This is a genomic window from Candidatus Binataceae bacterium (assembly GCA_035500095.1).
Lineage (GTDB): Bacteria > Desulfobacterota > Binatia > Binatales > Binataceae > JAKAVN01.
Genome location: DATJXN010000134.1, coordinates 13,749 through 40,324 on the forward strand (window position 1 = coordinate 13,749; position 26,576 = coordinate 40,324).

Sequence of the window (26,576 nt, forward strand, 5' to 3'; positions counted from 1 at the left end):
ATCTACAACAATCCAACATGGCTGTGGGGGAGCATCCTGGTTGCGGGCTTTACAGCCGTCGCATGCGGCGGGCTACTAATATTTCACCGATTGGTGCATGTCAAATTGCGCCGGGCGCACAACGATCTTGCCGGCTTCACCATCGCCGTCATCGGTGTGTTGTACGCGGTCTTGCTGGCCTTCATCGCCATCGCTACATGGGAGTCCTTCAGCGAGGCGTCCAATATCGTGGAGAAGGAATCGGACTTCGCTGGCAGCATCTACCTCGATACCCAGGGCCTACCGCAGGCTAAGGGAAAAGAAATCCGAGATGCTGTGGCCCGTTACGTCAGCGTGGTCATCGATATTGAATGGCCGATCCAGAGGGCTGGCAAAGTACCCGAGCAAGGATGGAAACCCCTGCGTGAGCTCGACAGTGCGATCGCCACAATCCGACCGCAGAACCTGGGCGAAGCGGTTATCGAGGCCGAGCTTCTCAAGAGCTGGAACCAGCTCTATCAGGCGCGCAGCAGCCGCCTCTCCGCTGTCGAAGGGCATATTCCTGGCGTAGTCTGGTGGATCGTATTCTTCGGAGCCGCGATCACTACCGGCTACACTTATCTCTTCGGCTTCGAACACTTCGGCATGCATGTCATGATGACCGCGACGATGGCAGCTACGCTAGCGCTGGTCGTAGTGCTGATCATTGCTCTCGATTACCTTTTCCTGGCGCGATCAGTGTCACTCCCAACCCATTTATTATGACTCAACAATCCTGGTCCCTTGATAACAAATAGAAACCAGCAATTCTGTGATCTTTGCAAACCGAGGCCGTTATCATGCAAACGGGACCCTTGCGAGGAGTATCCACAAGATTCAGCCTGCAAAGCTTCGATTTTTCAAGGGTTTCGGAGCGGTTTCAAATTGATCCCCGATGAGGAAGGGAGACTGAAATCGATGCTCGCCTCAAACGGCGGGAACATTTAGCTAAGAACCTCTCTCGTCCGTTTCGTCGCGGCGGATATTCGCTCTCGCACCTGCAAGCGTGACGATTTTCGTTGGCCAAGCGGGCACAGTGTATACCTTGCAACGCGCCGCAAGCCGTCCGATGAAGTCCTCGAGCAACTCGCCAAGCTTCTCAAAATGGATGCAGATGTACTCTATTTTCTGGCAGGCCGAGTGCCTGCGGAGCTGAGCTCTGATAGCTTCAAGAGCGCCGAAGAGTTGACTGCCGCGTAGCAGGTCTTTCGGCGCCAAATGAAGCGCAGAAAAGTCCATGAAGATATCTCCGACAGGACCGAGCGGTTTCCCAAGCACCCCTACTGAGAGACCGCGGAACTTGCTCATGGTCGTTACTCCCTTCCGCAGAGGTTCATCGGGCCGCTGGCTGTGATTGAGATTGCTTGGAACGTTCGGGCGGCCCGGCATCATGCCCGGCTTAGTCACCCAGGGTCCATCAGGCTTGCGAATCGAGCAGGGCACGCGCACTTGCCAGGACCTCAGGCGGCAGCGCGTCGGGCGTCTCCACCTTCTAGAGGTGATGGCAGATTTTTTCTATGACCAGCTGGCGGGGGCGGGGCATCGAAGCTCCCACGGTTCGCGCGACTGCACGCTGGGGCCGCCGCCGGCCGGCGACGCTTTGCCGGTGCAGGCGCCGGCGCCGCCTGAGTAGACGCGGCACGGAAGAAAAGGTTGCTGGCGAAGGAATCAACGTTGCTTTGATTCGAGCTTTACGTCGGAGATAGTGGCAAGGGCACGGACAAAACGAAATAAATAAAACGTGTCGCGCGATACGTTGCCGAGCATCTTCGCCAGGTTTCGGAAAGCCTCTTCACATTACGGGAAAGACGACTTCAGCAGGCATCACGTTACATCTCAAGCGTGACGAAGATTGCGCCGATGCCCGATCGCGCTCAGGCGCGTGCCGTATTTATCAGCTAGAAATCGCCGGGGGAAAAAGTTGCTCCGCGCCGTGTGATTTTTACCGGACTTTTCCGCGACATCCCCGAAAAACGTGCCTGGTTCAATCGCTGCGCAGCGGCATGAGGCTTGCCTTGATAAACCCACGACCTGCGTGAAGCGTCAATTACCGAAAGCATGGGAATACCACGACGCGAGCACGACGATGACGTTAGCCATAGGGAGAGCACAATGATGGGGTCGCCCTCTTTGCATTGCAGCTCTGATTCGCAGCGCGACAAAGCGTGCGTTAACGGAGGCAGCAAAGGATCTCACCGGATGCTGCTGACACCTTCGCGAGGGTGCCTGCGTCTCGCATTGTGCGCGCTCGTCATCGCCGGATGCGCGGCCTCGGCTTCCCGGGGCGACGTCAAGAACGTTTTTCAAGCATCAAACATGTCGCCGGAGCAATGCCTGAGCGCCGGTGCGCTTCAAGCGTCGAACGACCCGCAGAGCTATCACATACAGTCCGGTGATCAGTTGGCGATAAATTTCTATCTCAATCCCGAATTCAACGACGAAGTCCCAGTGAGTCCCGACGGCCATATAACGCTGCGGTTGATCGGGTCGGTGCCGGCGGCGGGTCTGACGCCGTCGCAGCTGGCCGCAAATCTCGACAAGGCCTACCTGACCGAGCTCCGCTCGCCCGACGCTGCGGTGATCGTGAAGAACATGCCGGGACGCCAGGTTTATGTGCAGGGCCAGGTCAACCATCCAGGCGCGTTTCCGCTGGAACCCGGAATGACGGCTTTGCAGGCGCTGGCCGACGCGGGCGGAGTGACCTCGGACGCGGCGAACAACAGCGTGGTGCTGATCCGGCGCGACGCGTGCGGCCGGCCGACGGGAGAACGGCTCGATCTGGCGAGCGCGGTCGATAATCCGGACAAGGGCGAGGACGCCGCGCTGATGCCATACGACGTATTGGTAGTGCCGCGCAGCAGGATCGCGAACATGGATCTGTTCGTCCAGCAGTACATCCGCGGCCTGCTGCCGGTCGAGCCATATCTCTCGCTGACACCGGGGATCTGACCCGCGCGCAAGCGTAGAGGGGAATTTGCCCGGAGGAGTGGTACGGCTATGGCAAAGCGCGATTTCAATTATTGGATAGAGGTCCTGTTCCGGCGCAAAAACGCGTTCCTGGAGACCGCCGGGATCGTCTTCGGGCTGGTAGTGCTCGGCACTTTTCTATGGCCGGCGACCTATCGGTCCACGGCCAAGATCTTTGTCCAGAATAATCGCGCGCAGCTGCTGGTCTCACCCGATCTGCAAACAGAGTCTTCGCAGAATCCCGCCATCTTCACCAACCCCGTGAGCGAGCAGGATCTGAATTCCGAAGTCGAACTGCTGACCAGCATTCATCTGATCAAGCTGGCGATCGGAGGGCTCCCGCTGCCGTATGACAGCATGGGTTCGGGACTGCTGCAGGACACCTTCGGCCTGGCCATGCAACTGCCGAGCGCCGGCTACCGGCTGCTGCACGATTCGCCGTCCGTCGACCCGCGTGATCAATGGGCGCTCAAGCTCGAGCGTCATGTCGGCGTTTCGGTAATCAAACGCTCCAACGTCATCGAAATCGATTTCAATGCGCGCAACCCTCGCTGGGCTCACGACTTTCTGTCGCGGCTGATTACCCAGTACGAGGAATATCATGCCGGCCTTTCGAACGACCCCGAAGCGGAACACTTTTTCGACCAGCAGGCACAGCAGCTCAATCAGCGGCTCAACGATTCGGAGGAAAGGCTGCGCCAGTTCGAGGTCAAGACGGGAATAACCAGCCTGTCCGATCAGAAGCAGGCGCTGGTGACGCGGCTCTCCGACCTGCAGATACAGGAGGCCAAGAATTCAACCGACCTCGCCTCGGCTCAGCAGCAGGTCGCCTCTTTGACCAAAGAACTCCAGGGTACGCCGCAACGGATCAACAAGGAGACACGCTCGGTCCAGAACCTCGCGCTGCAGCAAATCAAACCCGAGGTGATGCAGCTTGAGGCCGAACGCGCCGACCTGCTCAGCCGCTACCAGCCCACCAGCAAGCGGATTACCGAGATCGACGCGAAACTCGCCGCGGCGCATCGCATCCTCAACCGCGAAGACCATCTCGAGGTGCAGGAGGCCAGCACCGACCTCAACCCGGTCTGGGTCACTCTCGACCAGAACCTTGAGCAGGCACAGGCCAACGCCGCTTCGCTCCAGGCCAGCCACGAGGTGCTCGGCAAACAGGCCCAAACGATGAACGCGCAGCTTACCGATATGGTCAATAACGGCGTCGAGATCGACCGGCTGCAGCGGCAGGTGACGAACGACAAGGACGCCTACCTCGCGTACGTGCGCAAGAGCGAAGAGGCGCGCGCGGCGCAGGGTCTCAACCTGAACAAAATTCTGAACGTCAGCCTGGCGCAGGCGCCCACCTATCCGCTGAGTCCGGTCTTCCCGGTCATCTGGCTGAATCTCCTGGCCGGCGCCGTTTTGGCCTTCGTCACAGGCTTTGCCGCCGCATGGTGGGAAGAAGAGAGGGATCCGAGGCTCTATTCCGCCGCCGCGGTCGAGGAAGAGAGCGGCATCTCCACCATCGCGGTCCTTCGCAACGAGGCATAAAGAGCGGCGCGATGTACCATCAGCACTTCAAACTGAGCGGCCCGCCGTTCCAGTTCACACCGATGCCGGGCGCGCTCTACCTGAGCAAGACCCATCGAGAGGGTCTGGCCGCGCTGGAGTGGAGCCTGCTCCACGAACCGACCGGGTTCACGCTGCTGGTGGGCGAAAGCGGGATCGGCAAAACCACGCTGGTCTGCTCGATCCTGGCGCGATGCTACGCCAACGTCCGCAACGCCTATATCTCCAGCCCGAAACTGGACTTCGAGCAGATGATGCAGGTGATACTGGCGCAGCTTTTCCGCGCTGCAGCCGGCCAATCGAGGCTTGAGTTGAGCGAGACTTTCCGACAGCTGCTCGACGATCTTACGCCCGGCGAGCGCCTCGCGATAATCATCGACGAAGCCCAGGACCTCGCGGATGAGACGTTGGAAGAATTCAGACTGCTCTCCAATCTCGACACGGGCGCCGAGCGCCGCTTGCAAATCGTCTTCGTGGGCCAACCGGAGCTGACCGAGCGCCTGGCGGAGCCGCGGATGGCCGCGCTCAACGACCGAATCGGCTCGCGCGCGCGGCTTACGCCGCTCGAGCCTGATGAGATGCTCGACTATATCGACAGCCGTCTGCGGACCAAGGGCGGCACGGCAAAAAAGATATTCGCTGCGGCCGCGCTCAAACACCTGGTGCGGCACAGCAGTGGAATCCCGCGCCGCGCAAATGTGCTCTGCCACAACGCTTTGCTGTTCGGCTTCGCGGCAGGCCGCACGAGGGTCAGCCTGAAGATGGCCACCGCCGCGGTCAGCGAATTTGAAGTTCCGCTCGCCGGCAAATCGAGCACCCGCAAACAACCGCAGGCCGCGCCGCAGCCGAAGAGCCTCGCACAGGCAGCGCTCGCCGTGGGTGTTCTCGTCCTCGCCGCGCTCGGCGCTTTATACGCCTGGTCGTCACAAAGCTGGCCAACGTCGCGTGAAACGCACGCGACCCAGCGTGGGGAAGCGCTGCGGCCGCAGACCGCCCCCGTGGTTCCCGAAACGGAAAAGTTGCCGGCACTGCCGCTGCCGGCGCTGGAGACGATCATCGGCGGCTGACATCGCCGAATCGTGGTGCACAATCACATGAGCAAATACTACGAAGCGATCACCCGGCCTCCAGTAGCCGATCGGCCGCCTGAACCAGATCGTGCCGAGGAGATGTCGGGCGCCAACACCTCGCTGCTCAACAGCGGCTACGGCGCGCCTCACTCGCTGGTCACGCTGCCGACCCTGGAACACGTGCCGGCGGCGGTCGCGCGGGCGGGCGCGATCCGCAACCTGACCGAGCGGCTCGCGCCGCTGGCGGTGGTCGAGAGGTCTACGCGATTGCTCGTGACGGGATGCCGTCCGGGCGATGGCGTCTCGACGGTGGCGACCGCGATCGCAATCGATATCAGCCAGCGCCTCGGGTTGCGCACGGTACTGGTGGACGCGCACCTGCGCCATCCATCGCTCCATCGCCTTTTTCAGCATCCCGGCCGCCGAACGCCCGAGCTCGTCCTCGACGGTGCGTTGCAAATCCGCGCAACCGAATGGCCGCGGCTGGAACTGGTGACCTGCTGCGTCTCGAATCCGGATTCCCAGCCGCAATTGTTTGTCGAGTTCGAGATGCTCCTTAGCGCGTATCCGGCCGTGATCGTCGACCTCGGGGTGACCCGGCTCGACGCGCGCATGCTGCCGCTCGCGCGGCCCTCCGATCCTATCCTGATGGTCGTGCGCCAGGGACACACGGAGCGGCGCGAGCTGGCGACGACCGCAAGCGCGCTGCGCACGGCGAGCCGCGCTCCGGCCGGCGTGATCCTCAACGATGCAACCGATCCGGTTGCAAAGCCAATACGGAGACTGTTGGGAAGATGAATCTATTTGCGGATGCGACGGAAGTTGCGGGGGTTCGGGAGCTCGAGCGCAATGGCAGCGCGAATACGCATGCGGTGCGACGGCTGCGCGGCGTCGCGGTGGTCGGCCTGGGTTATTGGGGACCCAACTGGGTGCGCAATTTTTATCAACTGCAGTCCGCCGATCGGATTATCGCTTGCGACCTCGACCGCCGCCGCTGCGAACGCGTCCGCGGCCTCTTTCCCGCTGCCGAAACCGCTTTGCGCTTCGAGGACGTGGTCGCGGATCCGGACGTCGAGGGCGTGATCATCGCAACTCCGGTCAGCAGCCATTACGCGATGGCGCGCCGCGTGCTGGAGGCGGGCAAGTCGGTGCTGGTCGAGAAACCGCTCGCGATGTCGCCGGCGGAGGCCGCCGATCTGATGCGGATCGCGCGGCGGCGCGGCGGTGTGCTGATGGCCGGACACACGTTCGAGTACAGCGCGCCGGTGCTCAAGATTCACGAGGTCATTTCCGCGGGCGAACTGGGCGAGGTCCTATACGTCAGCTCGATTCGAGCCAACCTCGGACTGTTCCAGCACGACGTAAACGTGGTCTGGGACCTCGCCACGCATGACATCTCGATCATCCTGATGATCATCGGACGGATGCCGGAGGCGGTGAGCTGCCAGGGGCAGAGCCACTACGGCAACGGAGTCGAGGACGTGGCGCTGCTCGGATTGCACTTCGCGGACAATGTGATTGCGTTTGTCCACGTGAGCTGGCTCGACCCCAACAAGATCCGCCGTACCACCATCGTCGGGTCGCGCAAGATGCTGGTGTACGACGATACAGCGCCCCAGGAAAAGATTCGCATCTACGACAAGGGCGTCGATGTGCAGCGCTACTACGATACCTTCGGCGATTTCCAGTTCTCTTACCGCTACGGGGACATCCAGATTCCGCGGATCGAGGAGGCAGAACCGCTGAAGGCCGAGTGCGAGCACTTCGCCGACTGTATCCGCAGCGGCGCCGCGCCGCGCACCGACGGACTTTCGGGTGCGCGCGTGGTGAGCGTGCTGCACGCCGCCAATCTTTCGCTGAAAAACGGGGGACGCAAGGTCGCGGTGGAGAACCCCGCGCGCGTGTAGCTATGGGCGCCGATATCCAGATGCCTCCGTACGCTTGCGTGGCCGGCGACGTGCGCCTTGGCGCGCGCGTGCGGCTCAGCCCGTTCGTCAATCTTTACGGCTGCGAGGTCGGCGCCGACACCCGCCTCGGCGCGTTCGTCGAGATCCAGCGTGGCGCCACGATCGGCCGGCGCTGCAAGATCTCGAGCCACAGCTTCATCTGCTCCGGCGTAACGATCGAGGACGAAGTGTTCGTCGGCCACGGCGTGGTCTTCATCAATGACCGCAAGCCCCGCGCGACCACGGGCAACGGCACGCCGCAAACCGAGCGCGACTGGAAGATGGAGACGACGACGGTGCGGCGCAAAGCGTCGATCGGAAGCGGCGCGGTGATCCTTTGCGGCGTCGAAATCGGCGAGGGCGCGATGATAGGCGCCGGCGCGGTGGTGACGCGCAACGTGCCGTCTGCCGCGGTGGTCGCCGGCAATCCGGCCCGCGTACGGGACGTAGATACGTTCCAGGTGGATACGTCCTATGACCAGACGAAGAAGTGAGGTTTCAATGCAGATCAAATTTGCCGATTTGGTTTCACAGACTGCGGAAGTTCGCGAACGCGTCGAACGCGAACTGGTGAAAATCCATCTGAGTGCGGGCTACATAGGCGGCCCCCAGGTAAAAGCCTTTGAGGAGGAGTTCGCCGCTTACCTCGGCGTGCGCCACGTCGTCTCGGTTGCCAACGGCACCGATGCGCTCCGCCTCTCGCTGCTCGCGATCGGAGTCGGACCGGGCACCGAGGTGATTACGTCACCGATGACTTTTATCGCGACTGCCGCGGCGATCCGCCAGACCGGCGCGCGACCGACGCTTGTCGACATCGATCCTGAGACCTGCAACATCGACCCTGACGCGCTGCGCCGCTACCTGGTCGAGCGGCGCAGGCGCTCGCCGCACGGCCTGCGCGCGATCGTCCCGGTACATCTGTACGGCTTGCCCGCGGCGATGCGCGAGATCCAGGAAATCGCGATCGAGTTCGGCCTCAGGATCGTCGAGGACGCGTGCCAGGCGCATGGCGCGTCGTTTCATGACGGCCAACGCTGGCGCTACGCGGGAACGCTGGGCGCCGCCGGATGCTTCAGCTTCTATCCGGGGAAAAATCTTGGCGCATGGGGCGACGGCGGCGCGATCGCAACCGACAGCGACGAACTGGCGGAGCGGGTGCGATTGCTGCGCGACCACGGGCGCCTTTCGCATTACGCACATCAGGACTACGGCTACAATTCGCGGCTCGATGCGGTCCAGGCAGCGGTGCTGCGCGTGAAGCTCGAACGGTTGGCGGACTGGAACCGGCGCCGGCGTGAAGTAGCGGAACTCTACCGGGAACTGCTCGACGGCACCGGGCTCGTGCTGCCCGTCGAACCCGAGGGGTTCGCCTCGGCGTACCATCTCTACGCGATCCGCAGCCGCCGGCGCGACGCGATTCGCCAGACCCTGCTCGGCCGAAACATCGAGTGCGGCATCCACTATCCCGTGCCGCTGCATCTGCAGCCGGCCTGCCGCGACCTTGGTTATCGGCCCGGAGATTTTCCGGTTAGCGAACGCATCGCCGACACCGAGCTGTCGCTTCCGATGCATCCGCACCTGACCGACGCTGAAGTGCGATGCGTGGCCGAGTCCGTGATCGCAGCCGCGCGCAAGCCGCCAGTCATATTCGCCGGCGAACATCGCCGAAACCCGGCCGTCTCTGCACTCCCCCCGGAGCATGGCGAGTGAAGCATGTTCGCCGGCGAACTACAGAGACAAAAGGCACTGTTCGCAGCCTGTGACGGCCTCGCCCTGATGGCCGCGTTCGCGGTGGCGCTGATGCTGCACGATCCGTCGGGCGCGATGGAGGGGCGGCTCCTGCGGAACAATCCGGTCCTGCTTTGTGTCGACGTGCTGGCCATCGTGTGCCTGTGGGTCATGGTGTTTCGCGCCTGCGACCTTTACCGGATGCGCAACGGCGGCCTGCACGAGTTAGCCGGGATCGTCCGCGGATGCTCGTTTGCGGCGCTCTTGATGGTGCTGGTCGGATTCCTCGCGCACCTGGATGTTTCGCGGCTCACCGTGATGGTGGGTTATCTGCTGAGCATTCCGGCCGTCATCGTGGAACGGATGGCGACGCGCCAGTGCATCCGGCGCTTTTACGCCAATCCCAAGAATGCGATTCCGCTCGTATTGATCGGATGCAACCGGTTTGCGCGCTACCTGTGTGATCAGATTCTCGACGAGATGACGCCCTACGAGATAATCGGCTTTCTCGACGACGATTGCGAGGTGCGCGAGTACCGCGGCTGTCCGGTACTCGGCCCCGCCGAACGCCTGGGCGAAATCGCCGCGCTCTACCCCTCCCTTGAAGCCGCGGTCGTGCTGCCCGACGCGACGCGCGAGCGGCAGGAAAGGATCATGGGACTGTGCGAACGACAACGCCTGCGCTGGTGGCTGATGCCGTCGCTCGCGAAGTGGCCCAACGGCGGCCTGCGGGTGGAAATGTTCGGCGTGGTGCCGCTCATCAGTCCACTCGGCTCGAATATCGAGGGCCTCAACTTCGCGCTCAAGCGCGCCTTTGACGTGGTCGCGGCAACGCTGATTCTCGCCGCCTCCGCGCCAGTGCTGGCCGTGGGCGCGCTCGCGATCCGCCTCTTCGACCCGGGCCCGATCCTGTTCCGCCAGACGCGCGTCGGAATACGCGGGCGGCTTTTCAACATGCTCAAGCTGCGCACGATGCGAGCGTCCGGCGACGACTCCTCGCATCGCGACTACGTGCGCCAATGGATCCGTCAGGGCGATGCTGCGGCGCGCAATGGCGACGGCGGCGATCGCGTGTTCAAGCTCACTAACGACCAGCGCGTGACCCTGGTCGGACGATGGCTGCGCCGCTTCAGCATCGACGAACTGCCGCAACTCATAAACGTGCTTCGCGGCGAGATGAGCCTCATCGGGCCGCGCCCCGCGCTGCCATACGAGCTGGAGCTCTACGAACCCTGGCATCTCCGGCGTCTGCAGGCGGCGCCTGGAATAACCGGCTTATGGCAGGTCAGCGGCCGCAATCGTCTTTCGTTCGACGAGATGGTCCGGCTTGACGTGGAATATATGCAGGGCTGGTCGTTTGCCGGCGATCTGCGAATCCTGGCGCGAACTGTTCCCGCGATGTTGCGCGGAGGCGGGGTATGAGCAATCCGTCCGCCCCGCCCGCTGCCCAGCGGCGAGAACCGCGTCATTCGCTCTGGGAGGCGGTCGCGCGCAGCGTGCGCGACAACGTAATCGCCGAGTTCGTAGTTCAAGGCGTGCGCGTGGGCGGCTTCGTGGTGCTGGCGCGCGCGCTCCGCCCCGAAGACTTCGGCATCTTCAGGATCCTGCTCGTAGTCAGCGTGTTCGCGACTCTCAGCAATGACGCGGGAATCACAGACGCGCTTGTGCAGCGCAAGGAGCTGACCGCGGCGCATGAAGCGACGGCCTGGTGGCTGGGCATGGTGGCAGCGACCTGCTCGGTCCTTATCCTGTATGCCGCCGCGCCTGCGATCGCGGCGGCCATGGGTACGCCGAATCTGACCGGTGGTGAACGGCTGCTCTGCTTGCCTATCCTGCTCGACGCAACCACGGTAGTCCCCGCTTCTCGCCTCCGGCGAGCGCTCAACTTTACCGCCCTCGCGATTGCGGATATCGCGGCGGAAATCGGCTTCATTGCGGTGGCCCTACTGGTGCTGTGGCGCGGGATGCCGGCGTGGGCATTGGCAGGAGGTTTGGCCGCGCGTTTCGCGGTGCACGCGATCGCAATCTGGATTGCGAATCCCGGATTTCCGCGCGGATTGCCGCGCAGGCAGGCAGCGTACGATTTCGCGCACTTCTCCATCGCCGCCTGGGGCGGCCGAATCATCTACGTCCTTTCCTCGAACGCGGACTACCTGCTCGTCGGGCGTCTGCTCGGGAGCTCGGCGCTCGGTTTCTATTCGATGGCGTGGGACGTGCTGCGCTTCGTACCCGACCGCCTGCATCGGGTCGCCGGACGCGTTACCTTTCCCGCCTTCTGCATCCTGCAGGACGACCGCGAAGCGCTCTCCCGCGCTTATCTCGACTTCTTCGACTACATGGCGCGGGTGGTGCTTCCGCTGGCGGCGTGCGCGGCGATCGCGGCCCCGGAAATCCTGGGCACGATCTACGGTCCGCAATGGATTCCCGCGGCGCTGCCGATGAGGCTGCTCGCGCCCGGCCTGGCGCTGAGCGGCTTGCGGCTCGGAATCGGCTCGGTCTTCTTCAGCAAGAATCGCCCGGTGATTGACATGTACCTCCATGGCGTGCGGCTGGGCTTTCTAGTCGCCGCGGTGCTGGGCCTGGCGCGATTCGAACTCCTGGGCGTGAGCGCCGGGATGAGCGTGGTCGAGGGCGTGGTGAGCGTTATTGGCCAGGCGCTCGCGTGCGCGCTGCTCGGATTGAGTTTCCGCAAGCTCGCGTGGTCCGCGATGCCGGCGCTGAGGCTCACTGCGCTGTGCGCGCTGGCAACGATCGGCGGAAGGACGCTCGCGATCTTTGCTTCGAGCGGCGGCCCGACAATCCTGCTCGCCGCGGCGTTGCCGCCGGCGCTCGTTTACCTCTGGATGGAGCGCTCGAACGCGATGGATCTCATCGCGAAAGCCTTTGTTCCGTCCGCTGGCGCGCGGCCCAAAGCGTCGGAGGCGCAAGCATGAGCATCACGGGCTTGAGGATCGGCGCGCAAACTGAAGCGGGGCGGATGACGACGGACTCATCGAGTGCCGTGAGGGGCGCGCTCAGCCGCGCTATCTGCGGTTAGCTCGCATGAAAAACTATATCACCATAACTCCAGCCCGGGACGAGGAGCGGCTTCTCCCGCGACTGCTGGTTGCGATGGTTGCGCAGACGCACAAGCCCGGGCGCTGGATCGTAATCGACGACGGGTCGTCCGATCGCACTGGCGAGATTCTCGATCAAGCTGCGCGCTATCATCCGTGGATCCAACCGGAGCATCTGCCGCGCGGCCGCGCGCGCGCGCCGGGCGGCGAGTCGGTGATCATGCGCTTTCTGCCGCGCGACGCGTGGGAGGGCTACGACGCAATCCTCCGGCTGGACGCCGATTTGTCCTTCAAGCCTGAGTTTGCCGAGCTGCTGCTGGCGGAATTGGAAAAGGACCCGCGCCTGGGCATCGCCGGCCCGACCCTGTACGAAATCCATGGCGCGCGCTGGCGCGAGGTTCCCGCGCCGTCGTTTCACACCCGCGGCGCAGCCAAGATGTACTCGACCGCCTGCTTCGCGGCGATCGGAGGGCTGGAAGCCGGACTCGGCTGGGACACGATCGACGAAGTGCGTGCGATGATGCTCGGGTTTGGCACGCGCAGCTTTCGGCAGATCCGCGCCTATCATCATCGCCCGCAGGGCGCCGCCGGCGGGCTCTGGCGGGGACGCAAGGCGGCCGGCAGGGCGGCATATAACGTCGGCTATTCGCCGCTTTTCCTCATGGCGCGTGCGCTCAGGCTCGCGCTCAAGTGGCCGCCGATAATCGGCGGCCTCGGGCTTGCGGCGGGATACCTGGAGGGTGCGATGCGCCATTCGCCGCGGCCAGTCTCGCCGGCACTGGTCAGATTCGTGCGTCGTCAACAGCTACGCAGACTGCTCTTGATGGAGTCGGTATGGCGTTGAGCCTCAAATTATCCGTTGAGCGTGACGCGCTTTCGCCAGGCGGGTCGCGGGTTGAGCTCACCGGGCGCAACGATGCCTTCACCTTCTGGAAACTGCCGGAGCAGTGGCGCGGCGCGCTGGAGCCGACGATCGGGCCGTCGGCGGGGGCTGCGGAGCGGCTCTTGCTGGAACAGTATCTGCCCGAAGTCGACCGTCATCCGCCCTCCGCGATGCGCGCGTACTACCGGGTCAAACGCCTCATTCCGCCGAGCCTGCGACATCGCCTCAACTCGGCAGCGATCCGCGCGCGCGCGTGTCTTCAGTTTCCGAGCTGGCCGTGCGAGAGCGCACTAATCGAATTGTGGCGCGGCTGGGCGAGGCAGGCGCTCGAGGTCTGCGGCGCGAGTGACGGATGGCACATCGGCTTCTGGCCCGGCAACGCTCGATGCTGCATCGTGCTGACGCACGACGTGGAAAGTCCGCGCGGTTTCGCGCGGATGGAGGCGCTCGCCGACCTCGAGGAGGAGCACGGCTTTCGTTCCTCCTTTAACCTGCCGCTCGCACAATACCCGATCGATTGGGAGCGCGTGGCGCACCTGCGCGCGCGCGGCTTCGAGTTCGGCGCTCATGGCCTCTCTCACGATGGCCGCCTGTTTCGCAGCCATCGCGACTTTGCCGCACTCGCGCCCATTCTCGAACGGCTTGCCGCCGAGCACGACCTCCGCGGCTTCCGCGCGCCTTCGACGCTGCGCGATCCGCAGGCAATCGCCACCATGGACTTCGACTTCGACTTGAGCTTCGCCGACACCGATCCCTACGAACCGCAGCCCGGCGGAACCTGCAGCCTCTTCCCGTTCCATCTGTCGCGAATGATCGAATTGCCCTACACGCTGCCGCAGGACCACACGCTGATTCATCTTCTCCGCCGCGCCCCGCTGCCCGTGTGGGTGATGAAGGCGAAATGGATCGCCTCGCTGGGCGGCATGATTCTCACGCTCACCCATCCCGACTACTGCGGCGACGGCGCTTACTTCGAGGCCTACCGGGAACTCCTCAAGCGGCTTGGCGAGATCGAACTCGCGTGGCGCGCGCTGCCCTCCGAAGCGGCGCATTGGTGGAAACAGCGGGCCCATCTGGAACTCCGGATCGAAAACGGTGAACCGCGCATCTGTGGCCCAGGGGCCGAGCGCGCCGCCCCGCTGCGCCTTACCGCACATCCCATCTTGAACTAGGAGCGCATCGTGGCCCGCTTTCTCCTCATTGCATACACGACCTATGTCCACGACGGCCGCGTTAAGCGTCACGCGGAGGCGCTGGCCGAACGCGGCGATCATGTCGACGTGCTCTGTCTGGACAGTGGCCATAACGGCACGATCGGCGGCGTCAACGTGATTGGCCTCAAAATGCCGCGCTATCGGGGCGCCAGCCGCTCCAGTTACATGCGCAGCTACCTTCGGTTTTTCGCTAAAGCCTCATGGGCGGTGGTACGGCTGAGCTGGGCGAAACGCTATGACGTCGCGATCGTTTGCACCATGCCTGACGCGGCTGTGCTGTGCGCGCTGCCGGCGCGATTGCGCGGCAGCAGGATCGTGCTGGACATCCACGACACGATGCCGGAGCTCTATCAGGACAAATTCGGCGGGCGGCGCGGGGCGATCGGCGCGCAGCTCTTGATGCTGGAGGAGCGCACCAGCGCAGGGTGCGCCGACACGGTGCTGGCCGTGCACGCGCTTCACCGCGCACGCCTCATCCGGGCGGGTGTCCCTGAGCGCAAGATCAGAACCGTGATGAATGCGACCAACCCTGCGCTTTTCAGCGCCGCGCCGGCGGCGCGCAAGCGCGCCGATGGAAAGTTCGTGCTGGCCTGTCACGGCACGGTGACACATCGGCTCGGACTGGATATCGCGATCGAAGCAATAGCGCTCGCGCGAACGCAGGTTCCCGGCCTGCGCCTGATGGTAATCGGCGATGGCGACCATCTCGACGCGGCACGCCGGCTCGTCGCGCGCAGGCGCCTCGAAGGATGCGTGAGCTTCGTCAACCAGGTGCCGATCGACGAACTGCCGAGCCTACTTTCCGAGGCTGACGCCGGGCTGGTGCCTAATCGCGCAAGCAACGCGACGCATCTGATGCTTCCGGTCAAGTTGCTCGACTACACGGCGCTCGGCGTTCCGGCGATCGCCGCACGCCTGCAGACTATCGAACACTATTTCGGCGAGCGCGCAGTGCGATTCTTCGAACCGGGAGATCGCGACGATCTGGCGGGAGCGATCGTCGAGCTCTACCGCGACCCGTCGCGGCGCGCCGAGCTTGCGCGCAACGCCCGCCGCGCCGTCGAAAGAATTGGATGGCCGGTCCAGCGCGCGGAATACTACAGCGCGGTCGACGCGCTGCTGCGCAAACCGCCAGCGGCGGAAAGCTACGGCCCGGAGCGTGCGGCGTGAAGCGAAACTTTGCCCGAAAGGGAGGAAGCGAAGTGAAACATGGGGAGACATTAGTCGTCGGCCTCGGCGAGGTCGGCGGGGCGCTGGCGGAAGTCATCGAGCACCACCAGCCTGTTCTGCGTCACGATATCGAGCCGCGCGAGTTCAACGCGCCGATCGCCGTGATGCATATCTGTATTCCATTCCGCGCGAGCGCGGAGTTCGAGGCCGCGGCGTGCGGCTATATCGAACGGTTCGATCCCGCGTTAACCATCGTCAACAGCACGGTACTGCCCGGAACCACCAGCGCGCTCGCGCGGCGGACCGGCAAACCCGTCGCCTACAGTCCTGTGCGCGGCAAGCACGTGCGGATGGCGCAGGATCTTCTCAATTACGTCAAGTACGTGGCCGCACCCGCTAAACAAACCGCCGCTGCCGCCGAGCGCCATTTCGCGGACCTCGGGATGAAGACGCGGCGGATGGACAGGCCGGAGACACTCGAATTGGCCAAGCTCGCGGAGACAACCTACTTCGGCGTGCAGATCGCGTTCGCCCAGGACCTCGATCGTTACGCTCGCCGCGTCGGCGCCGACTACGAACAGGCGATCGATTTTTTCGAGGAGGTGCCTTTCCTGCCTCGCACGCGGTACTTCCCGGGTTTTATCGGTGGCCATTGCGTCATCCCGAACATCCAATTGCTGCGCAGGATTGCCGGCTCCGCAATGCTCGACGCGATCCTCGAGTCAAACGCGGCGCGCGCCCAGGAGGTGCCTCCGCCCGCGCAAGAAACCGGGAAGCGTCAACCGTCGCGGCGCGAATCGGCCAGGCGCAATGGCGACCTGCTTTCTAGTTGACAGCAAGGAGACGGGCGCCAACTCGACCGTTGCCGGGTTGGCGCGCGTGCGCGGCGCACGCCTGATGCATTGCCGCGGCGCCGAGGCGTTGCCGGGCGAGGCCGCGCGCCAAGGGATCGTCGCGATCGGCGCGTCGCGTTTGCGGCAGCTTCCCGTCTATCAGAGATCGCAGCTCGCGAGCGCGGTCGGCCAGGGCGCGACGCTCTACGTTCGTGGCATCGCTCCAGGCGCCGACAAGCTCGACCTTGCGCCGTTCGCTCCCCTCGACGCGCCGCTAGCGCCCGAGCGCCGCGCGGTCGGATACAGGTTCACGGAAAGCCCGATGCTTCCGGCGGCACTCCGTGGCGAAGAAGCCACAGGCGGCCTGTTCAATTCACCGGGTGTCGAGTGCGGCTTTATCCCGGGGGCTGAGGAGCTGCTCGTCGTGCGGCACGTTGACGGTGTCAAGCGCGCCGCGATTTTCGCGCTTCAATACGGCGGCGGATGCATCATCCATGACCTGAATCCGGAGGACGAGACCGGCGCCGACGCGCCCATCGTCGCACGCCTGGCCGCGCGCGAGGCGCGCCCTCTGTTTGCGGGCGCCTTGCTTGCGGTCAACCGAGCGGCCGGAATCGACCCGGAGTGTTTGCCGCCTTTCAATCTCACGATTGACGACCGGCCGATAAACTATGACCACTTCAACACCATGCCCGTCTCCGCCCTGCTCAGCCATATCGAGCGTCTGTGCCCGGGGACGCACACGGATTTTGCCTGGACGCCGCGCCATGCGCACCCAAGCCGCAGTTACGTGGAAGCGATGAAACAATTTTCGATCGGTTTCGCGTGGCATGGGCTATACCGTCACGTCGACCATCGCGTCATCGCCGATCCCGCGGCCGACCTCGCGCGGGGTCAGCGCACGGTCGGACGAATCGAGCGCCGTTTCGGCATCCGCTTTCAGCCGATCATGATTTTCCCGTTCGAGCGCGCAGCGCCGGGACAGTTTCCGATGCTCACGCGCGCGGGATTTATGGCCAGCGTCGAGGAGCCGCGCCTTGCCTCCTGCTCCGATCCGTATTTTCCCGCATCGCCGGGCGACGCGAGGGCCGCGCGCGTCGATGCGAGTTCAGGCTTCGTCGTTTTGCATCGATATCGTGCCGTCTCGTTGACGCGCGATCGGATGCTCGCGATGGCCGTGCTCGGCCTGCCTATAATCGCCCTCGCGCATCCCGAGGACCTGGGGCTGCGGCGCTTTTCGCGCTTCTGGGATAGAGGCGGCGATCTCTCGCATTTCGACGAGGTTCTGAAGTTCGCTTCGTCCAAAAAAATGCCGTCGCGGTCGCTCCACGATATCGCCGCCCAGGTGATCGCAGCCGAAGCCCCGCACGCGACACCGGCCAACGGCGCGCAGATTTACGCGACACAGCCGGCAGGCGGGTCATGAACGAAGACCTTGCGGGCAACTTCGGAGCGAAGGATGAAAACGCAAACCACGAGGCTGGTTACGCGTACCGCGTTATCACGGTGCGCGAGGCGGTCGAGCGCTGCGTATCCGGCGAGTGGGACATTGCGGAATTTCAGCGGCAGTTTGTGTGGCGCCCCTCGCAGGTATGCGCTCTTGCCGACTCGTTGTGGCGCAATTATCCGTTCGGCTCGCTACTTCTATGGCGCGCACAGGAAGAAGGCAATGGCGAGCGCCGGGTGCGATGGTGGATCGCCGACGGCCATCAGCGCCTTACTTCTCTTTGCATCCTGTCCGGGCGCGAGCCGATCTGGTTCAGGCGCAGAGCAGCCGAATCTCCCCGGCGAATGCCGCCAGGATTCGAGCCCTGTTTCGATGCCGGCGCCGATGCGGCCGCGGCCTTCGTCGCCACGCGCGCAGGCGACGCAGCGCGCGATGCGCGATTGGTTCCAGTCAGCCGGCTGCTGGCGCTCGATCCGGATGAAGCACGCGGCATAAGCGAACTGCATAAACTCGTCGAGACCTTGAAGACCGAGAAGGGCTGCCTCGGGATGGACCTGGCGGAACTTTACCGGCGGCTAAGCCGAGTCAGCATGCTTGATCGGCGAGAGCTGGCGGCAACTCTGGTCTGGCAAGAACGCAAACACGTGCTCGAGATCTTCGCCCGGCTCAATAGCAGGGGAATGCGGTTTCGAAGGCTGCTGCTTAAACTCGCGATGGAAGAAATCCCGACCGCGCTTCGTGGAGCCCGCCGCGGTTGACTGCGCACCGCGCGCGCCGCATCGCGCGGCTCGGTCGATACCCGGAACAGCGGCGCCATCGGCCTCGTCCGTTCACTCAGCGCGTAAAAAGCCGTTTGAGAAGAGAACATCGTGTGGGCTGCTGCCCGGGCGTAACCGGATAGTTCACGCTGCGTTAACCCTCTCCCTCCGCGAACAAAGTCTCCTCGGGCATGCGATCGAGCCGATCCAGGTCGGGGACTCGGCCTTCGCGAAAGTTGCAGCGGCGCACGTTTCTGACGCCGGCCTCTTCCATCAAGGCCTTCAAAAGTACGAAATCATATTGGTAAGCGCGCCTGTATAAGTCACCTCTCGGTTTCTTCGGATAGAAAAAATACTCCAGGGCTTGCTCGCGCTTTCCCTCGCGATACAGGGCGACGATGTATTCGAGATCGGGGACGGCAATTCTCATAGTGCCGTTATGTTTCAGAACTCGGACGGCCTCTCGGAGAAGCGCCAAAGCGTCATCACGATAGAGGTGATGCAGCATGTGGGAACAAAAAATGAAATCGACGGAAGAGTCCGCGAGAGGTATGCCATATTTCAGGTTGTGAAAGACAAACCGATGCTCACGCACCAGATTCGTGAACTCGTCGGGGGAAAAATCAGCTCTAACGTTTGTCAGTGGAAGCGCTACATTTAGCACGGACCGCGGCATTTTCACGAACAGCGTCTTTATACTGCCATCGATATTGATCCATCCGGGCGCGACATAAAGCCCGCTGCCTAGATTGAGCTTGACCGGTTCGCCCAACGGCTCGATTCGCTGCCATTTGCGCAGCCAACCAGAACAATGCTCCGCACGATCTATCGTCTTACGCACTAAGTTATCCAGTGCTGTCTTCATTGGTACGCGGCGCTCGTGATTCGTCGCAGATAGTTCGTTGTCTCTGTCTGGCCAGCCGCTTGGTATCTGCAGTGCGCTGCCCGCTCAGAACTGCGAATGGAGCCAGCCCTCGCGGACCAATAGCGACTTGACTTCGGCGATATACTTGAGCGCGCCGCTGTCGTACCAATCGCCGGAAAACCAGTCGCCCATGCATCCCCACAGCATCTCGTCGGTGTCGCCGTTAGGATATCGCGGATATCCAAGGGCCGGAATTTCCTGGGGAAGGTAGCTGATATCACCGTTCATGCAGGCGCGTTGATAGGCGAGCCTGAAATCCACGTTGAAGGCAGTGCTGTCCTTGCTGAGGGGCCAACCGCCGAACGATTTGTACTTCATCTGCATGATGCCGTAGCTCTGCATGCAGTGGCCGCCGTCCCAGGCGCCCGGGTAACCGCTCCCCGGCGGACATAGAGAAAGGTCGCTGGTCGAATCGCCCACGGTGCTCTGCAGCCAGTGCGATTCGGCCGCGGCCTGGGCACGGACCACATTTTCATCCACTCCCCATTTGCACGCGCCCCATCGAAGTATCTGGTCGGTAGTGCCCGTGAATTCTCCGTCGACGCGCGCGAAATCCGATGGCGGCACAAAGCTGCCTTTGACGGGAAAGGCATGGAACTTCGCCAGTTGTTCCGGCGTCGGAGTCGTGCGATTCGCCGCCGCGTTCTGGACGCGTAATTCCGGAGCCGGGGCGGACGACAACACTGCAGCCGTGCATTGCGCGCCGCTCGGCAGCGATGCATGCGGCGGCAGGGTGGGAAAATAACCAGATAGGATATCCGCCGCGCATGCGACAGCGGCGAAACGGCAGAACCAGCCAGCCGTGATCAGCGCTAAAAGTACCTTTCGCCCTATGCGGGTCACGTCCACACTCCGGTCGCCCGGACAGTTTCGTTCTCTCTAGGCCGACAGTAAGGCGCTCACGGCCTTCGGCAGCGCGGCCAGATCGGCCTTCCGATCGGCCTCTCGCTGGCGCAGCGTGCGCACCCGGTAACGCTCTGCGATGGCCCAGACCAGGCCGAATAGCAGCGCGACCGCTCCGCCGCCGAAATCGCCCAGCAGTTGTTCCGAGAGGTTGTTGATCAGTATCGGCACCACTATCAGGAAAAATATAGGTTTGAGGCTCCACGGATCCTCTCGCTGCCTGAGGGCGAAGACCCACGGCCGCAGCACGATATATAGCCACAGCGCAGTGGCGGGAATTCCTACTCCGATCGCGTGCCCCAAATAGCCATTGTGCAGCGAGCTATGCGGTCCCATGTCCCACGGTCCCCACCAGATCGGGAAATACCTGCTGTCGAACACGGCACCCGCCGTTTCGTACCCATAGCCCAGGATGGGCTGGTCGCGAATCCTTTGAATAACGTAGTCCCAGATGTCGGTGCGTCCGGTCAGAGTGGTGACGTCGCGCCCGACGTAGGCGAACATCCCGCTGCGAAGCATCACCAGCGCAATTGCGAGCGATATTCCGGCGCACAGGAGAAATCCCCTGAAACGCCATCTCCAGATCGCGAAAAGGCCGGCCCCGAGCGCGACCGCAACGAAGGACGAACGCGAGTCCGCGAGCACGTCGAGCGCCACCGCCGCCGCGATCACCAGGGCAAGCATCAAGCGGCCGCGTCTTTGCGCCGTTCGCCAGCATGCGGCCGCGAGGCCGACCACCAGGACCATGAATGTGCCGAGGTCGTTAGGTCCATCGAACAGGCCGCGAAAGCGATCGAGTCCGCCCACGATAATGCCTGCTTTAGCCATGCTGGCCAGTTCGTTGGGTGTGTAGCTTTCGAGGGGGCTTTGCCAGGCAACGTCGTGCGGCAATATCGGCGCGGTTGCCGCCACCATTATCAGGATTATTGTGCAGGCCAGCAGAAACCGGAGCAAAAGCCGCGTCACGTCGGCAGGTTCATGGATTTCGAGCACGCAGGCGGCGATCGCAATCATTACCATGACCGCTTCGACGAGACGGGCGAGCGAATACACCGGCGCAAGCGAATACGCGATCGTTACGGCGCCCCATGCGAAATAAAGCGTATAGATTCTGAATCCTCCGGTGCGAAGGATTCCTGACCGAAGCACGAACGGAAGGGTCGGCAGGCAAAACAGAGCGAGCGCCACGTAGTGAAATCCCGCGCGAAGAGTCTGATCGCCAAAGAAGGGGGTTTGCACCGACAGGCCGATCAGCGCGAGCGGAAACACCAGCCATTCATGATGATGCGCGGTATATGTGACGCCGTAGATCACGAGCACGGCCGCGATTACAGTGCAGAGAATCAGGACGGAGGCGGCGTGATTCTCGAGCGCGACCAGCAGCAGGAGCGCGGCCGCCGAGGCGAACACAGCCGAGGTCGTCCGCGTTGTCGCTCGCGGCTGGAACAAGTCGTGAAAAAGAACCGGTTCGGAGGAAGTGCTCATCTTAAGCCGGCGTAACGCCTTACTCGTCCGTACAGGCCCCTCAGCAGACGCCAGCGCCAAACGGCAAAAGCGCTTCCACGCACCAGCGTCAGAAAGTCGGGAAAAGTCATGCAGGATTTGACAGGCAGGCGTGGATAGACTTTGCTTCTCGAACCGAGCACCGCCTGTTTGACGTCAGAAGTCATGATCGTCGAGTAGCCCGCGTTGAGCGCGGCGTCGATCACGCGCTGATCGTAGCTGCCGAACGGTACTGCGAGATCGGTCACTGGCAGCCCAATGAGATCTTCCAGACGGAGTTTCGACTCGGTTAGCTCTAACCGCAGACGATCCGCGCTGACCGCTTTGAGCCGGCAATGGGTCATGCCGTGTGAGCCGATCCTAAAGCCCTCGTGGCTGAGTCGCGTGACGCTTTGTTGATCGAGAAAATGCCGTCGTCCCAGGTTGACCCAGGGGATGTAGAAGGTGGCGGTGAACCCTCGTGCGGCAAGCGCCTCAGCGGCCAGAAGATCGCTGTCGTGGCCGTCGTCGAAGGTCAACAGGATCTGTTGTTTGCCGAGGTTCCAGGCGCTCGGTTCGTTGAGCGCCGGGGCCTGCAGCGTTTCCCAGCCATCGGCAGAAAGAAGATCGAGCTGCGCGCAAAAAAGGTCATAGGCGACGGTATCCATAGCGTTCCAGGCCTCGGGCACGCACGCACCCGGGCCGCTCTGCAATATCGAGTGATACGCCACGATCGGAATTCGCTTGGCGGTCATGAACGCCCTCACATCGGAGCAGATGGGCGACCGCGAGGTCTTTGCTTCGGCCGCAATCGTCGGCGTCAGATGTGACGCGACATCCCACATGCTCTTTGGTATTGCGGCGGAAAAATTTCTTTGGCGTTGAGTCACGTTCTAAATGGACAGCAATCGCGGTGCCAGATGAAATCGAGACAAAATGAGCCCTAACGAGAGTCGTAGCTTCTATAGAGTTGGCGTTTCGTCATGAAGAACTGATTTGGCAAAGCAAGATTTGCTGATGGATTTTGCAACTGTTTCCGGAGCCCTTGGTTCAGGAAGTTCGTCTTCCATGGAAGCGATGTAATTCCCGAATTTCGATTAATGTGAAATGAAGGCGACTCTAAGCTCTGCTTGCTGTGTAAGGCCGCCAGGCTTCACAATTTTTCATCTAGTTGGCAATTTCTTCCCGGTAGAGACTTTGACTTCTTCGCGGTGATCCGCGTTCTGATCCGCCCGCTGAATCGAGAGCGTCCAGGCGCGTTGATCGACGACTTTCGCCATCCTCGCATCGCGCTCTCAAGCCGGCGGCGGCACCCGCGATGGCGTCCGCGCATTCTATGGGACCTTGGTCCCATAGAGTCAATGCGGACATCCCTAATAGCGTATCGACAAATCTTTCCGCACACCGTTCGACCAGGAGCCTGTATGAGCTTGCATCGAGATATCAGTAGGTTGTTGATCGCCGTCGCTGGGGCGGTGTTGATGATTTTTCAGTCGGGGCTGGTCTCGCAGGCCGGGGCGCAGGAGAAAAAACCCAACATCATCTTCATCATGGGCGACGACATCGGTTGGTCCAACATCGGCGTGTATAACCAGGGCATCATGGCCGGCCGCACGCCGAGCCTCGACCGGCTCGCCAACGAAGGGATGCGGTTTACTGACTACTACGCGGAGGCGAGCTGTACCGCGGGTCGGGCGAACTTTATCACCGGCGAGCTGCCGATCCGCACCGGACTGACGACCGTTGGCCAGGCGGGTTAGCCGCTCGGAATGCCCGATGAGGCTCCCACGATCGCGACCGTGCTGAAGTCGATGGGGTATGCCACGGGCCAGTTCGGCAAGAACCATCTCGGCGACCGGAACCAGTTCCTGCCCACGGTGCATGGCTTCGATGAGTTCTTCGGCTATTTGTACCACCTCGATGCGATGGAGGACCCCTGCCATCGCAACTATCCGCAGGCGCTGCGCGACCGGGTCGGGCCCAGAAACATGATCCACTCATGGGCCTCCGACACCGACGATCCGACCGTGCAACCGCGCTGGGGAAAGATCGGCAAGCAGAAGATCGAGGATGCGGGTCAACTCTGTCCGGAGCGTATGAAGACCGTCGATGACGAGATTCTCGACAACGCGCTCAAGTTCACCGACAAGGCGAGAAAGAATGGCAAGCCGTTCTTTTTATGGCTGAATCCGACCCGGATGCATGTCGTCACTCATCTCTCGGACAAATACGAAAAAATGCGCACGCCGGAAAACGGCTGGACCATCGAGGAAGCGGGGATGGCCCAGCTCGATGATATCGTCGGCGCGGTGATGAAATATGTGAAGGACAACGGTCTGGATGACAACACGATCATCGCGTTCAGCACCGACAACGGCGCCGAGAACTTCACCTGGCCCGATGGCGGGCAGACTCCCTTTGCCGGCGGCAAAGGCACGGCGCTGGAAGGAGGTTTTCGCGTCCCGGCGATCATTCGATGGCCGGGCAAGGTGCCGGCGGGCAAGGTCGAGAATGGCATCGTCTCCGGCCTCGACTGGTTCCCGACGTTCGTAGCCGCGGCCGGCTATCCGGGTGATATCGCGGCCGATCTCAGGAAGGGCAAGAAAATCGGCGGCCGCACCTACAAAGTACACCTCGACGGCTACAACCAGATGGACATGCTTTGCGGCAAGGGTCCGTCGAAGCGCCACGAGATTTTTTACCTCACCGAAACCACACTCGGCGCGGTGCGGATAGACGACTACAAGTACCGCTTCACCGATCAGCCGAACGGCTGGCTTGGCGCCACGGAGAAAGTCGATTGGCCGATCCTGGTCAATCTGCGCCTGGATCCCTACGAGCGGACCGGAATGTACAACGGCAAGGACAATGGGTCGATAGCCTACTACAACTGGTTCGCATTCGAGTTCTGGCGCTTCGTGTTCGTGCAACAGGAAGTGGCGCAAGCAGCGCAAACCCTGATCGAGTTTCCCCCGATGCAGAAGGGCGCCAGCTTCAACATGGCGGCGGTCAAGGAACAGATACAGAAGGCGGTCGCTGCGCACACCGGCGAATAGGCCATCGGGCGGGCAACGCCGCCCGCGATGAGGTCAGACCGAGCGTCACGCGCGTCTAGATCTAACTGAAGAGAGTTCCGCTCTCCGGCTGCCGAGCGCGATCGGCAGCGTGGTCGATGCGACGGAGCGCGCTCACCGAGGACCGCACTCCCTCGCTCGCGTCGCGATCCGCCTTCGCAGTATATTTGCCCCAAGCCAGCGCCTCCCGGGCGGCCGAGTTCCGAAGACCACCAGCCGGAGCCGCACACAGCGCCAATGTCAGACGCCTCAAGCCCTTCTACCGCCCATCATCTCGACCTTATCGATTCGGCCCGCGCCTGGCTGACCGTCGTCGCCGGATTCCTCGCCTGCTTCACGCTCTTCGGCGTGGCCTACAGTTTCGGCGCGTTCTTCAAACCGATGGCGCACGAGTTCGGCGCCTCGCGCGAAGCGACTTCGGCGATTTTCTCGATCACCGCCGGACTCTATTTCGCGCTTAGCCCGCTCACCGGCTATCTCTCCGACCGCTTCGGCCCGCGCCCGGTGGTTGCGGCGGGCGCGCTTGCCACCGGCGGCGGAGTTATCCTGACCGCGCTCATCCCGCGCCTCTGGTACGCCTACTTCACCTATAGCCTGGGCGTCGGTATCGGTGTGTCGTGCTGCTACGTGCCACTGGTCTCGATGATCGCGGGATGGTTCGACCGGCGGCGCAACACGGCTCTGGGCCTCGCGGTTTCGGGAATCGGAGCCGGCACGCTCACGGTCCCGCCGCTCTCGGGCGAGATGATCATGCATCTCGGATGGCGCCACTCGTATGTGATCCTGGGCGCCGCTGCGGCCGTACTGCTGATGCTCTGCGCGGGTCTCTCGAAGCGGCCGCCGCGGGGCCCGCAGCACGTCGCGCGCCCGCGCTTCGGCGAGTTCGTGCGCGATCCCAACTTCGCCGTGCTCTACCTATCTTCGGCGCTGGCCAACGTCGCAACTTCGATTCCGTTCGTCTTTCTCCCGGTGTACGCACGCGAACACGGTATCAGCGAAGTCGCCGCGGCCGCGCTCATCAGCTGTATCGGGCTCACCAGCATGCTGGGCCGCGCCGGGCTGGGCACGCTCGCCGACCGTATCGGCCTCCTAAGGCTCTACCAGTTGACGGTGCTCGCGCTCGGCCTTTCGTACTTCCTCTGGCTCTATGCGCCGGGCTACGCGATGTTGGTCGCCTTCGCGCTCGCGATGGGCGCGAGTTACGGGGGATACGTCGCGCTAAACCCTTCGGTGGTCGCAGAGTTGTTCGGCGTGCCCGGGATGGGCGTGGTGCTCGGCACGCTCTACACCAGTATCGCGATAACCGCGCTTTTCGGACCGCCGATCGTTGGCGCAATCATCGACCGCACCGGCAGCTACCAGATCGGAATCCTGTTCACCATCGCGGCAACGCTCACGGGGTTCCTGGTCCTGCTCCTCTTGAAGCCGCGCAAGGTTCCGGCCGGCGAGAGCGGGACGAGCGCGGCCCTGGCGCCCTCCGAGATTTAGCCCCGGAGATCGGCGCGGATGGTTATAATCCTCATCGGCGTGGCAGGCTCG

General features: G+C 62.9%; 22 protein-coding genes and 1 pseudogene. 18 read left to right on the forward strand and 5 right to left on the reverse strand.

Going from position 1 to position 26,576, the window contains the following annotated elements; all coding sequences use genetic code 11:
* The first annotated feature begins 90 nt into the window (after positions 1-90).
* A complete protein-coding gene (locus VMI09_14835; protein ID HTQ25963.1) occupies positions 91-744 on the forward strand; it encodes a hypothetical protein in 654 nt (217 codons plus the stop codon).
* A 222-nt stretch (positions 745-966) separates the two neighbouring features.
* Here the strand turns inward: VMI09_14835 and VMI09_14840 are convergent, their stop codons facing one another.
* Positions 967-1,326, reverse strand: a complete 360-nt coding sequence (locus VMI09_14840) for a hypothetical protein (GenBank protein HTQ25964.1) — start codon at positions 1,324-1,326, stop codon at positions 967-969.
* Positions 1,327-2,334: 1,008 nt separating this feature from the next.
* On the opposite strand from VMI09_14840, the gene VMI09_14845 reads away from it, so the two are divergent.
* The 15 genes from VMI09_14845 to VMI09_14915 all read left to right on the forward strand — a co-directional run bounded on the left by VMI09_14845 (position 2,335) and on the right by VMI09_14915 (position 18,653).
* Positions 2,335-2,967: a polysaccharide biosynthesis/export family protein gene (locus VMI09_14845; protein ID HTQ25965.1), complete on the forward strand. Its 633-nt coding sequence runs from the start codon at positions 2,335-2,337 to the stop codon at positions 2,965-2,967.
* A gap of 48 nt (positions 2,968-3,015) precedes the next feature.
* Entirely contained in the window at positions 3,016-4,530 is a 1,515-nt protein-coding gene (locus VMI09_14850) for a hypothetical protein (protein HTQ25966.1), read from the forward strand.
* Positions 4,531-4,541: 11 nt separating this feature from the next.
* Positions 4,542-5,615, forward strand: a complete 1,074-nt coding sequence (locus VMI09_14855; protein HTQ25967.1) for an AAA family ATPase — start codon at positions 4,542-4,544, stop codon at positions 5,613-5,615.
* A 27-nt stretch (positions 5,616-5,642) separates the two neighbouring features.
* A complete protein-coding gene (locus VMI09_14860; GenBank protein HTQ25968.1) occupies positions 5,643-6,416 on the forward strand; it encodes a hypothetical protein in 774 nt (257 codons plus the stop codon).
* A complete protein-coding gene (locus VMI09_14865; protein HTQ25969.1) occupies positions 6,413-7,525 on the forward strand; it encodes a Gfo/Idh/MocA family oxidoreductase in 1,113 nt (370 codons plus the stop codon). The genes VMI09_14860 and VMI09_14865 overlap by 4 nt, the downstream gene beginning before the upstream one ends.
* 20 nt (positions 7,526-7,545) lie before the next feature.
* The gene (locus VMI09_14870) at positions 7,546-8,058 is read left to right on the forward strand and encodes an acyltransferase (protein ID HTQ25970.1); all 513 of its coding nucleotides are present in this window, start codon (positions 7,546-7,548) and stop codon (positions 8,056-8,058) included.
* A gap of 7 nt (positions 8,059-8,065) precedes the next feature.
* Entirely contained in the window at positions 8,066-9,274 is a 1,209-nt protein-coding gene (locus tag VMI09_14875; GenBank protein HTQ25971.1) for a DegT/DnrJ/EryC1/StrS family aminotransferase, read from the forward strand.
* Between the two features lie 3 nt (positions 9,275-9,277).
* Positions 9,278-10,714: a sugar transferase gene (locus VMI09_14880; protein HTQ25972.1), complete on the forward strand. Its 1,437-nt coding sequence runs from the start codon at positions 9,278-9,280 to the stop codon at positions 10,712-10,714.
* Positions 10,711-12,225 (forward strand): oligosaccharide flippase family protein, encoded by a 1,515-nt coding sequence (locus VMI09_14885; GenBank protein HTQ25973.1) that lies wholly within the window; start codon positions 10,711-10,713, stop codon positions 12,223-12,225. The genes VMI09_14880 and VMI09_14885 overlap by 4 nt, the downstream gene beginning before the upstream one ends.
* A gap of 109 nt (positions 12,226-12,334) precedes the next feature.
* Positions 12,335-13,192, forward strand: a complete 858-nt coding sequence (locus VMI09_14890) for a glycosyltransferase family A protein (GenBank protein HTQ25974.1) — start codon at positions 12,335-12,337, stop codon at positions 13,190-13,192.
* The gene (locus VMI09_14895; GenBank protein ID HTQ25975.1) at positions 13,189-14,403 is read left to right on the forward strand and encodes a hypothetical protein; all 1,215 of its coding nucleotides are present in this window, start codon (positions 13,189-13,191) and stop codon (positions 14,401-14,403) included. Before VMI09_14890 ends, VMI09_14895 begins: the two co-directional genes overlap by 4 nt.
* A gap of 9 nt (positions 14,404-14,412) precedes the next feature.
* Positions 14,413-15,615 carry a glycosyltransferase family 4 protein gene (locus VMI09_14900; protein HTQ25976.1) on the forward strand — a complete coding sequence of 401 codons (1,203 nt, stop codon included), beginning with the start codon at positions 14,413-14,415 and terminating at the stop codon, positions 15,613-15,615.
* Between the two features lie 32 nt (positions 15,616-15,647).
* Positions 15,648-16,448, forward strand: a complete 801-nt coding sequence (locus tag VMI09_14905; protein HTQ25977.1) for a hypothetical protein — start codon at positions 15,648-15,650, stop codon at positions 16,446-16,448.
* Positions 16,426-17,874: a hypothetical protein gene (locus VMI09_14910; GenBank protein ID HTQ25978.1), complete on the forward strand. Its 1,449-nt coding sequence runs from the start codon at positions 16,426-16,428 to the stop codon at positions 17,872-17,874. Before VMI09_14905 ends, VMI09_14910 begins: the two co-directional genes overlap by 23 nt.
* Positions 17,871-18,653, forward strand: a complete 783-nt coding sequence (locus VMI09_14915) for a DUF262 domain-containing protein (GenBank protein HTQ25979.1) — start codon at positions 17,871-17,873, stop codon at positions 18,651-18,653. The genes VMI09_14910 and VMI09_14915 overlap by 4 nt, the downstream gene beginning before the upstream one ends.
* 154 nt (positions 18,654-18,807) lie before the next feature.
* On the opposite strand, the gene VMI09_14920 is transcribed toward VMI09_14915, so the two are convergent.
* From VMI09_14920 to VMI09_14935, 4 genes are all read right to left on the reverse strand, one after another.
* On the reverse strand, positions 18,808-19,518 hold the full coding sequence (locus VMI09_14920) for a methyltransferase domain-containing protein (GenBank protein ID HTQ25980.1): 711 nt from the start codon (positions 19,516-19,518) through the stop codon (positions 18,808-18,810).
* Between the two features lie 84 nt (positions 19,519-19,602).
* Positions 19,603-20,427, reverse strand: coding sequence for a hypothetical protein (locus VMI09_14925; protein ID HTQ25981.1), 825 nt, complete (start codon positions 20,425-20,427; stop codon positions 19,603-19,605).
* Between the two features lie 30 nt (positions 20,428-20,457).
* Positions 20,458-21,966 carry an O-antigen ligase family protein gene (locus VMI09_14930; protein HTQ25982.1) on the reverse strand — a complete coding sequence of 503 codons (1,509 nt, stop codon included), beginning with the start codon at positions 21,964-21,966 and terminating at the stop codon, positions 20,458-20,460.
* Complete coding sequence (locus VMI09_14935) at positions 21,963-22,808, reverse strand: polysaccharide deacetylase family protein (GenBank protein ID HTQ25983.1); 846 nt, start codon at positions 22,806-22,808, stop codon at positions 21,963-21,965. Before VMI09_14935 ends, VMI09_14930 begins: the two co-directional genes overlap by 4 nt.
* Before the next feature lie 636 nt (positions 22,809-23,444).
* Here VMI09_14935 and VMI09_14940 point away from each other — a divergent pair.
* Both VMI09_14940 and VMI09_14945 read left to right on the forward strand, forming a co-directional pair.
* A pseudogene (locus tag VMI09_14940) lies at positions 23,445-25,019 on the forward strand (arylsulfatase).
* A gap of 255 nt (positions 25,020-25,274) precedes the next feature.
* A complete protein-coding gene (locus VMI09_14945; GenBank protein HTQ25984.1) occupies positions 25,275-26,525 on the forward strand; it encodes an MCT family MFS transporter in 1,251 nt (416 codons plus the stop codon).
* The last annotated feature ends 51 nt before the right edge of the window (positions 26,526-26,576 follow it).

Excerpts from the sequence above, each read along its gene's own strand:
- VMI09_14870 (HTQ25970.1), top strand. The coding sequence starts at position 7,546 with ATGCCTCCGTACGCTTGCGTGGCCGGCGACGTGCGCCTTGGCGCGCGC.
- VMI09_14935 (HTQ25983.1), bottom strand. The coding sequence starts at position 22,808 with ATGTGGGATGTCGCGTCACATCTGACGCCGACGATTGCGGCCGAAGCA.
- VMI09_14915 (HTQ25979.1), top strand. The coding sequence starts at position 17,871 with ATGAACGAAGACCTTGCGGGCAACTTCGGAGCGAAGGATGAAAACGCA.
- VMI09_14860 (HTQ25968.1), top strand. The coding sequence starts at position 5,643 with ATGAGCAAATACTACGAAGCGATCACCCGGCCTCCAGTAGCCGATCGG.
- VMI09_14930 (HTQ25982.1), bottom strand. The coding sequence starts at position 21,966 with ATGAGCACTTCCTCCGAACCGGTTCTTTTTCACGACTTGTTCCAGCCG.
- VMI09_14845 (HTQ25965.1), top strand. The coding sequence starts at position 2,335 with ATGTCGCCGGAGCAATGCCTGAGCGCCGGTGCGCTTCAAGCGTCGAAC.
- VMI09_14920 (HTQ25980.1), bottom strand. The coding sequence starts at position 19,518 with ATGAAGACAGCACTGGATAACTTAGTGCGTAAGACGATAGATCGTGCG.
- VMI09_14855 (HTQ25967.1), top strand. The coding sequence starts at position 4,542 with ATGTACCATCAGCACTTCAAACTGAGCGGCCCGCCGTTCCAGTTCACA.
- VMI09_14840 (HTQ25964.1), bottom strand. The coding sequence starts at position 1,326 with ATGAGCAAGTTCCGCGGTCTCTCAGTAGGGGTGCTTGGGAAACCGCTC.
- VMI09_14910 (HTQ25978.1), top strand. The coding sequence starts at position 16,426 with ATGGCGACCTGCTTTCTAGTTGACAGCAAGGAGACGGGCGCCAACTCG.
- VMI09_14865 (HTQ25969.1), top strand. The coding sequence starts at position 6,413 with ATGAATCTATTTGCGGATGCGACGGAAGTTGCGGGGGTTCGGGAGCTC.
- VMI09_14890 (HTQ25974.1), top strand. The coding sequence starts at position 12,335 with ATGAAAAACTATATCACCATAACTCCAGCCCGGGACGAGGAGCGGCTT.
- VMI09_14885 (HTQ25973.1), top strand. The coding sequence starts at position 10,711 with ATGAGCAATCCGTCCGCCCCGCCCGCTGCCCAGCGGCGAGAACCGCGT.
- VMI09_14880 (HTQ25972.1), top strand. The coding sequence starts at position 9,278 with ATGTTCGCCGGCGAACTACAGAGACAAAAGGCACTGTTCGCAGCCTGT.
- VMI09_14875 (HTQ25971.1), top strand. The coding sequence starts at position 8,066 with ATGCAGATCAAATTTGCCGATTTGGTTTCACAGACTGCGGAAGTTCGC.
- VMI09_14850 (HTQ25966.1), top strand. The coding sequence starts at position 3,016 with ATGGCAAAGCGCGATTTCAATTATTGGATAGAGGTCCTGTTCCGGCGC.
- VMI09_14945 (HTQ25984.1), top strand. The coding sequence starts at position 25,275 with ATGTCAGACGCCTCAAGCCCTTCTACCGCCCATCATCTCGACCTTATC.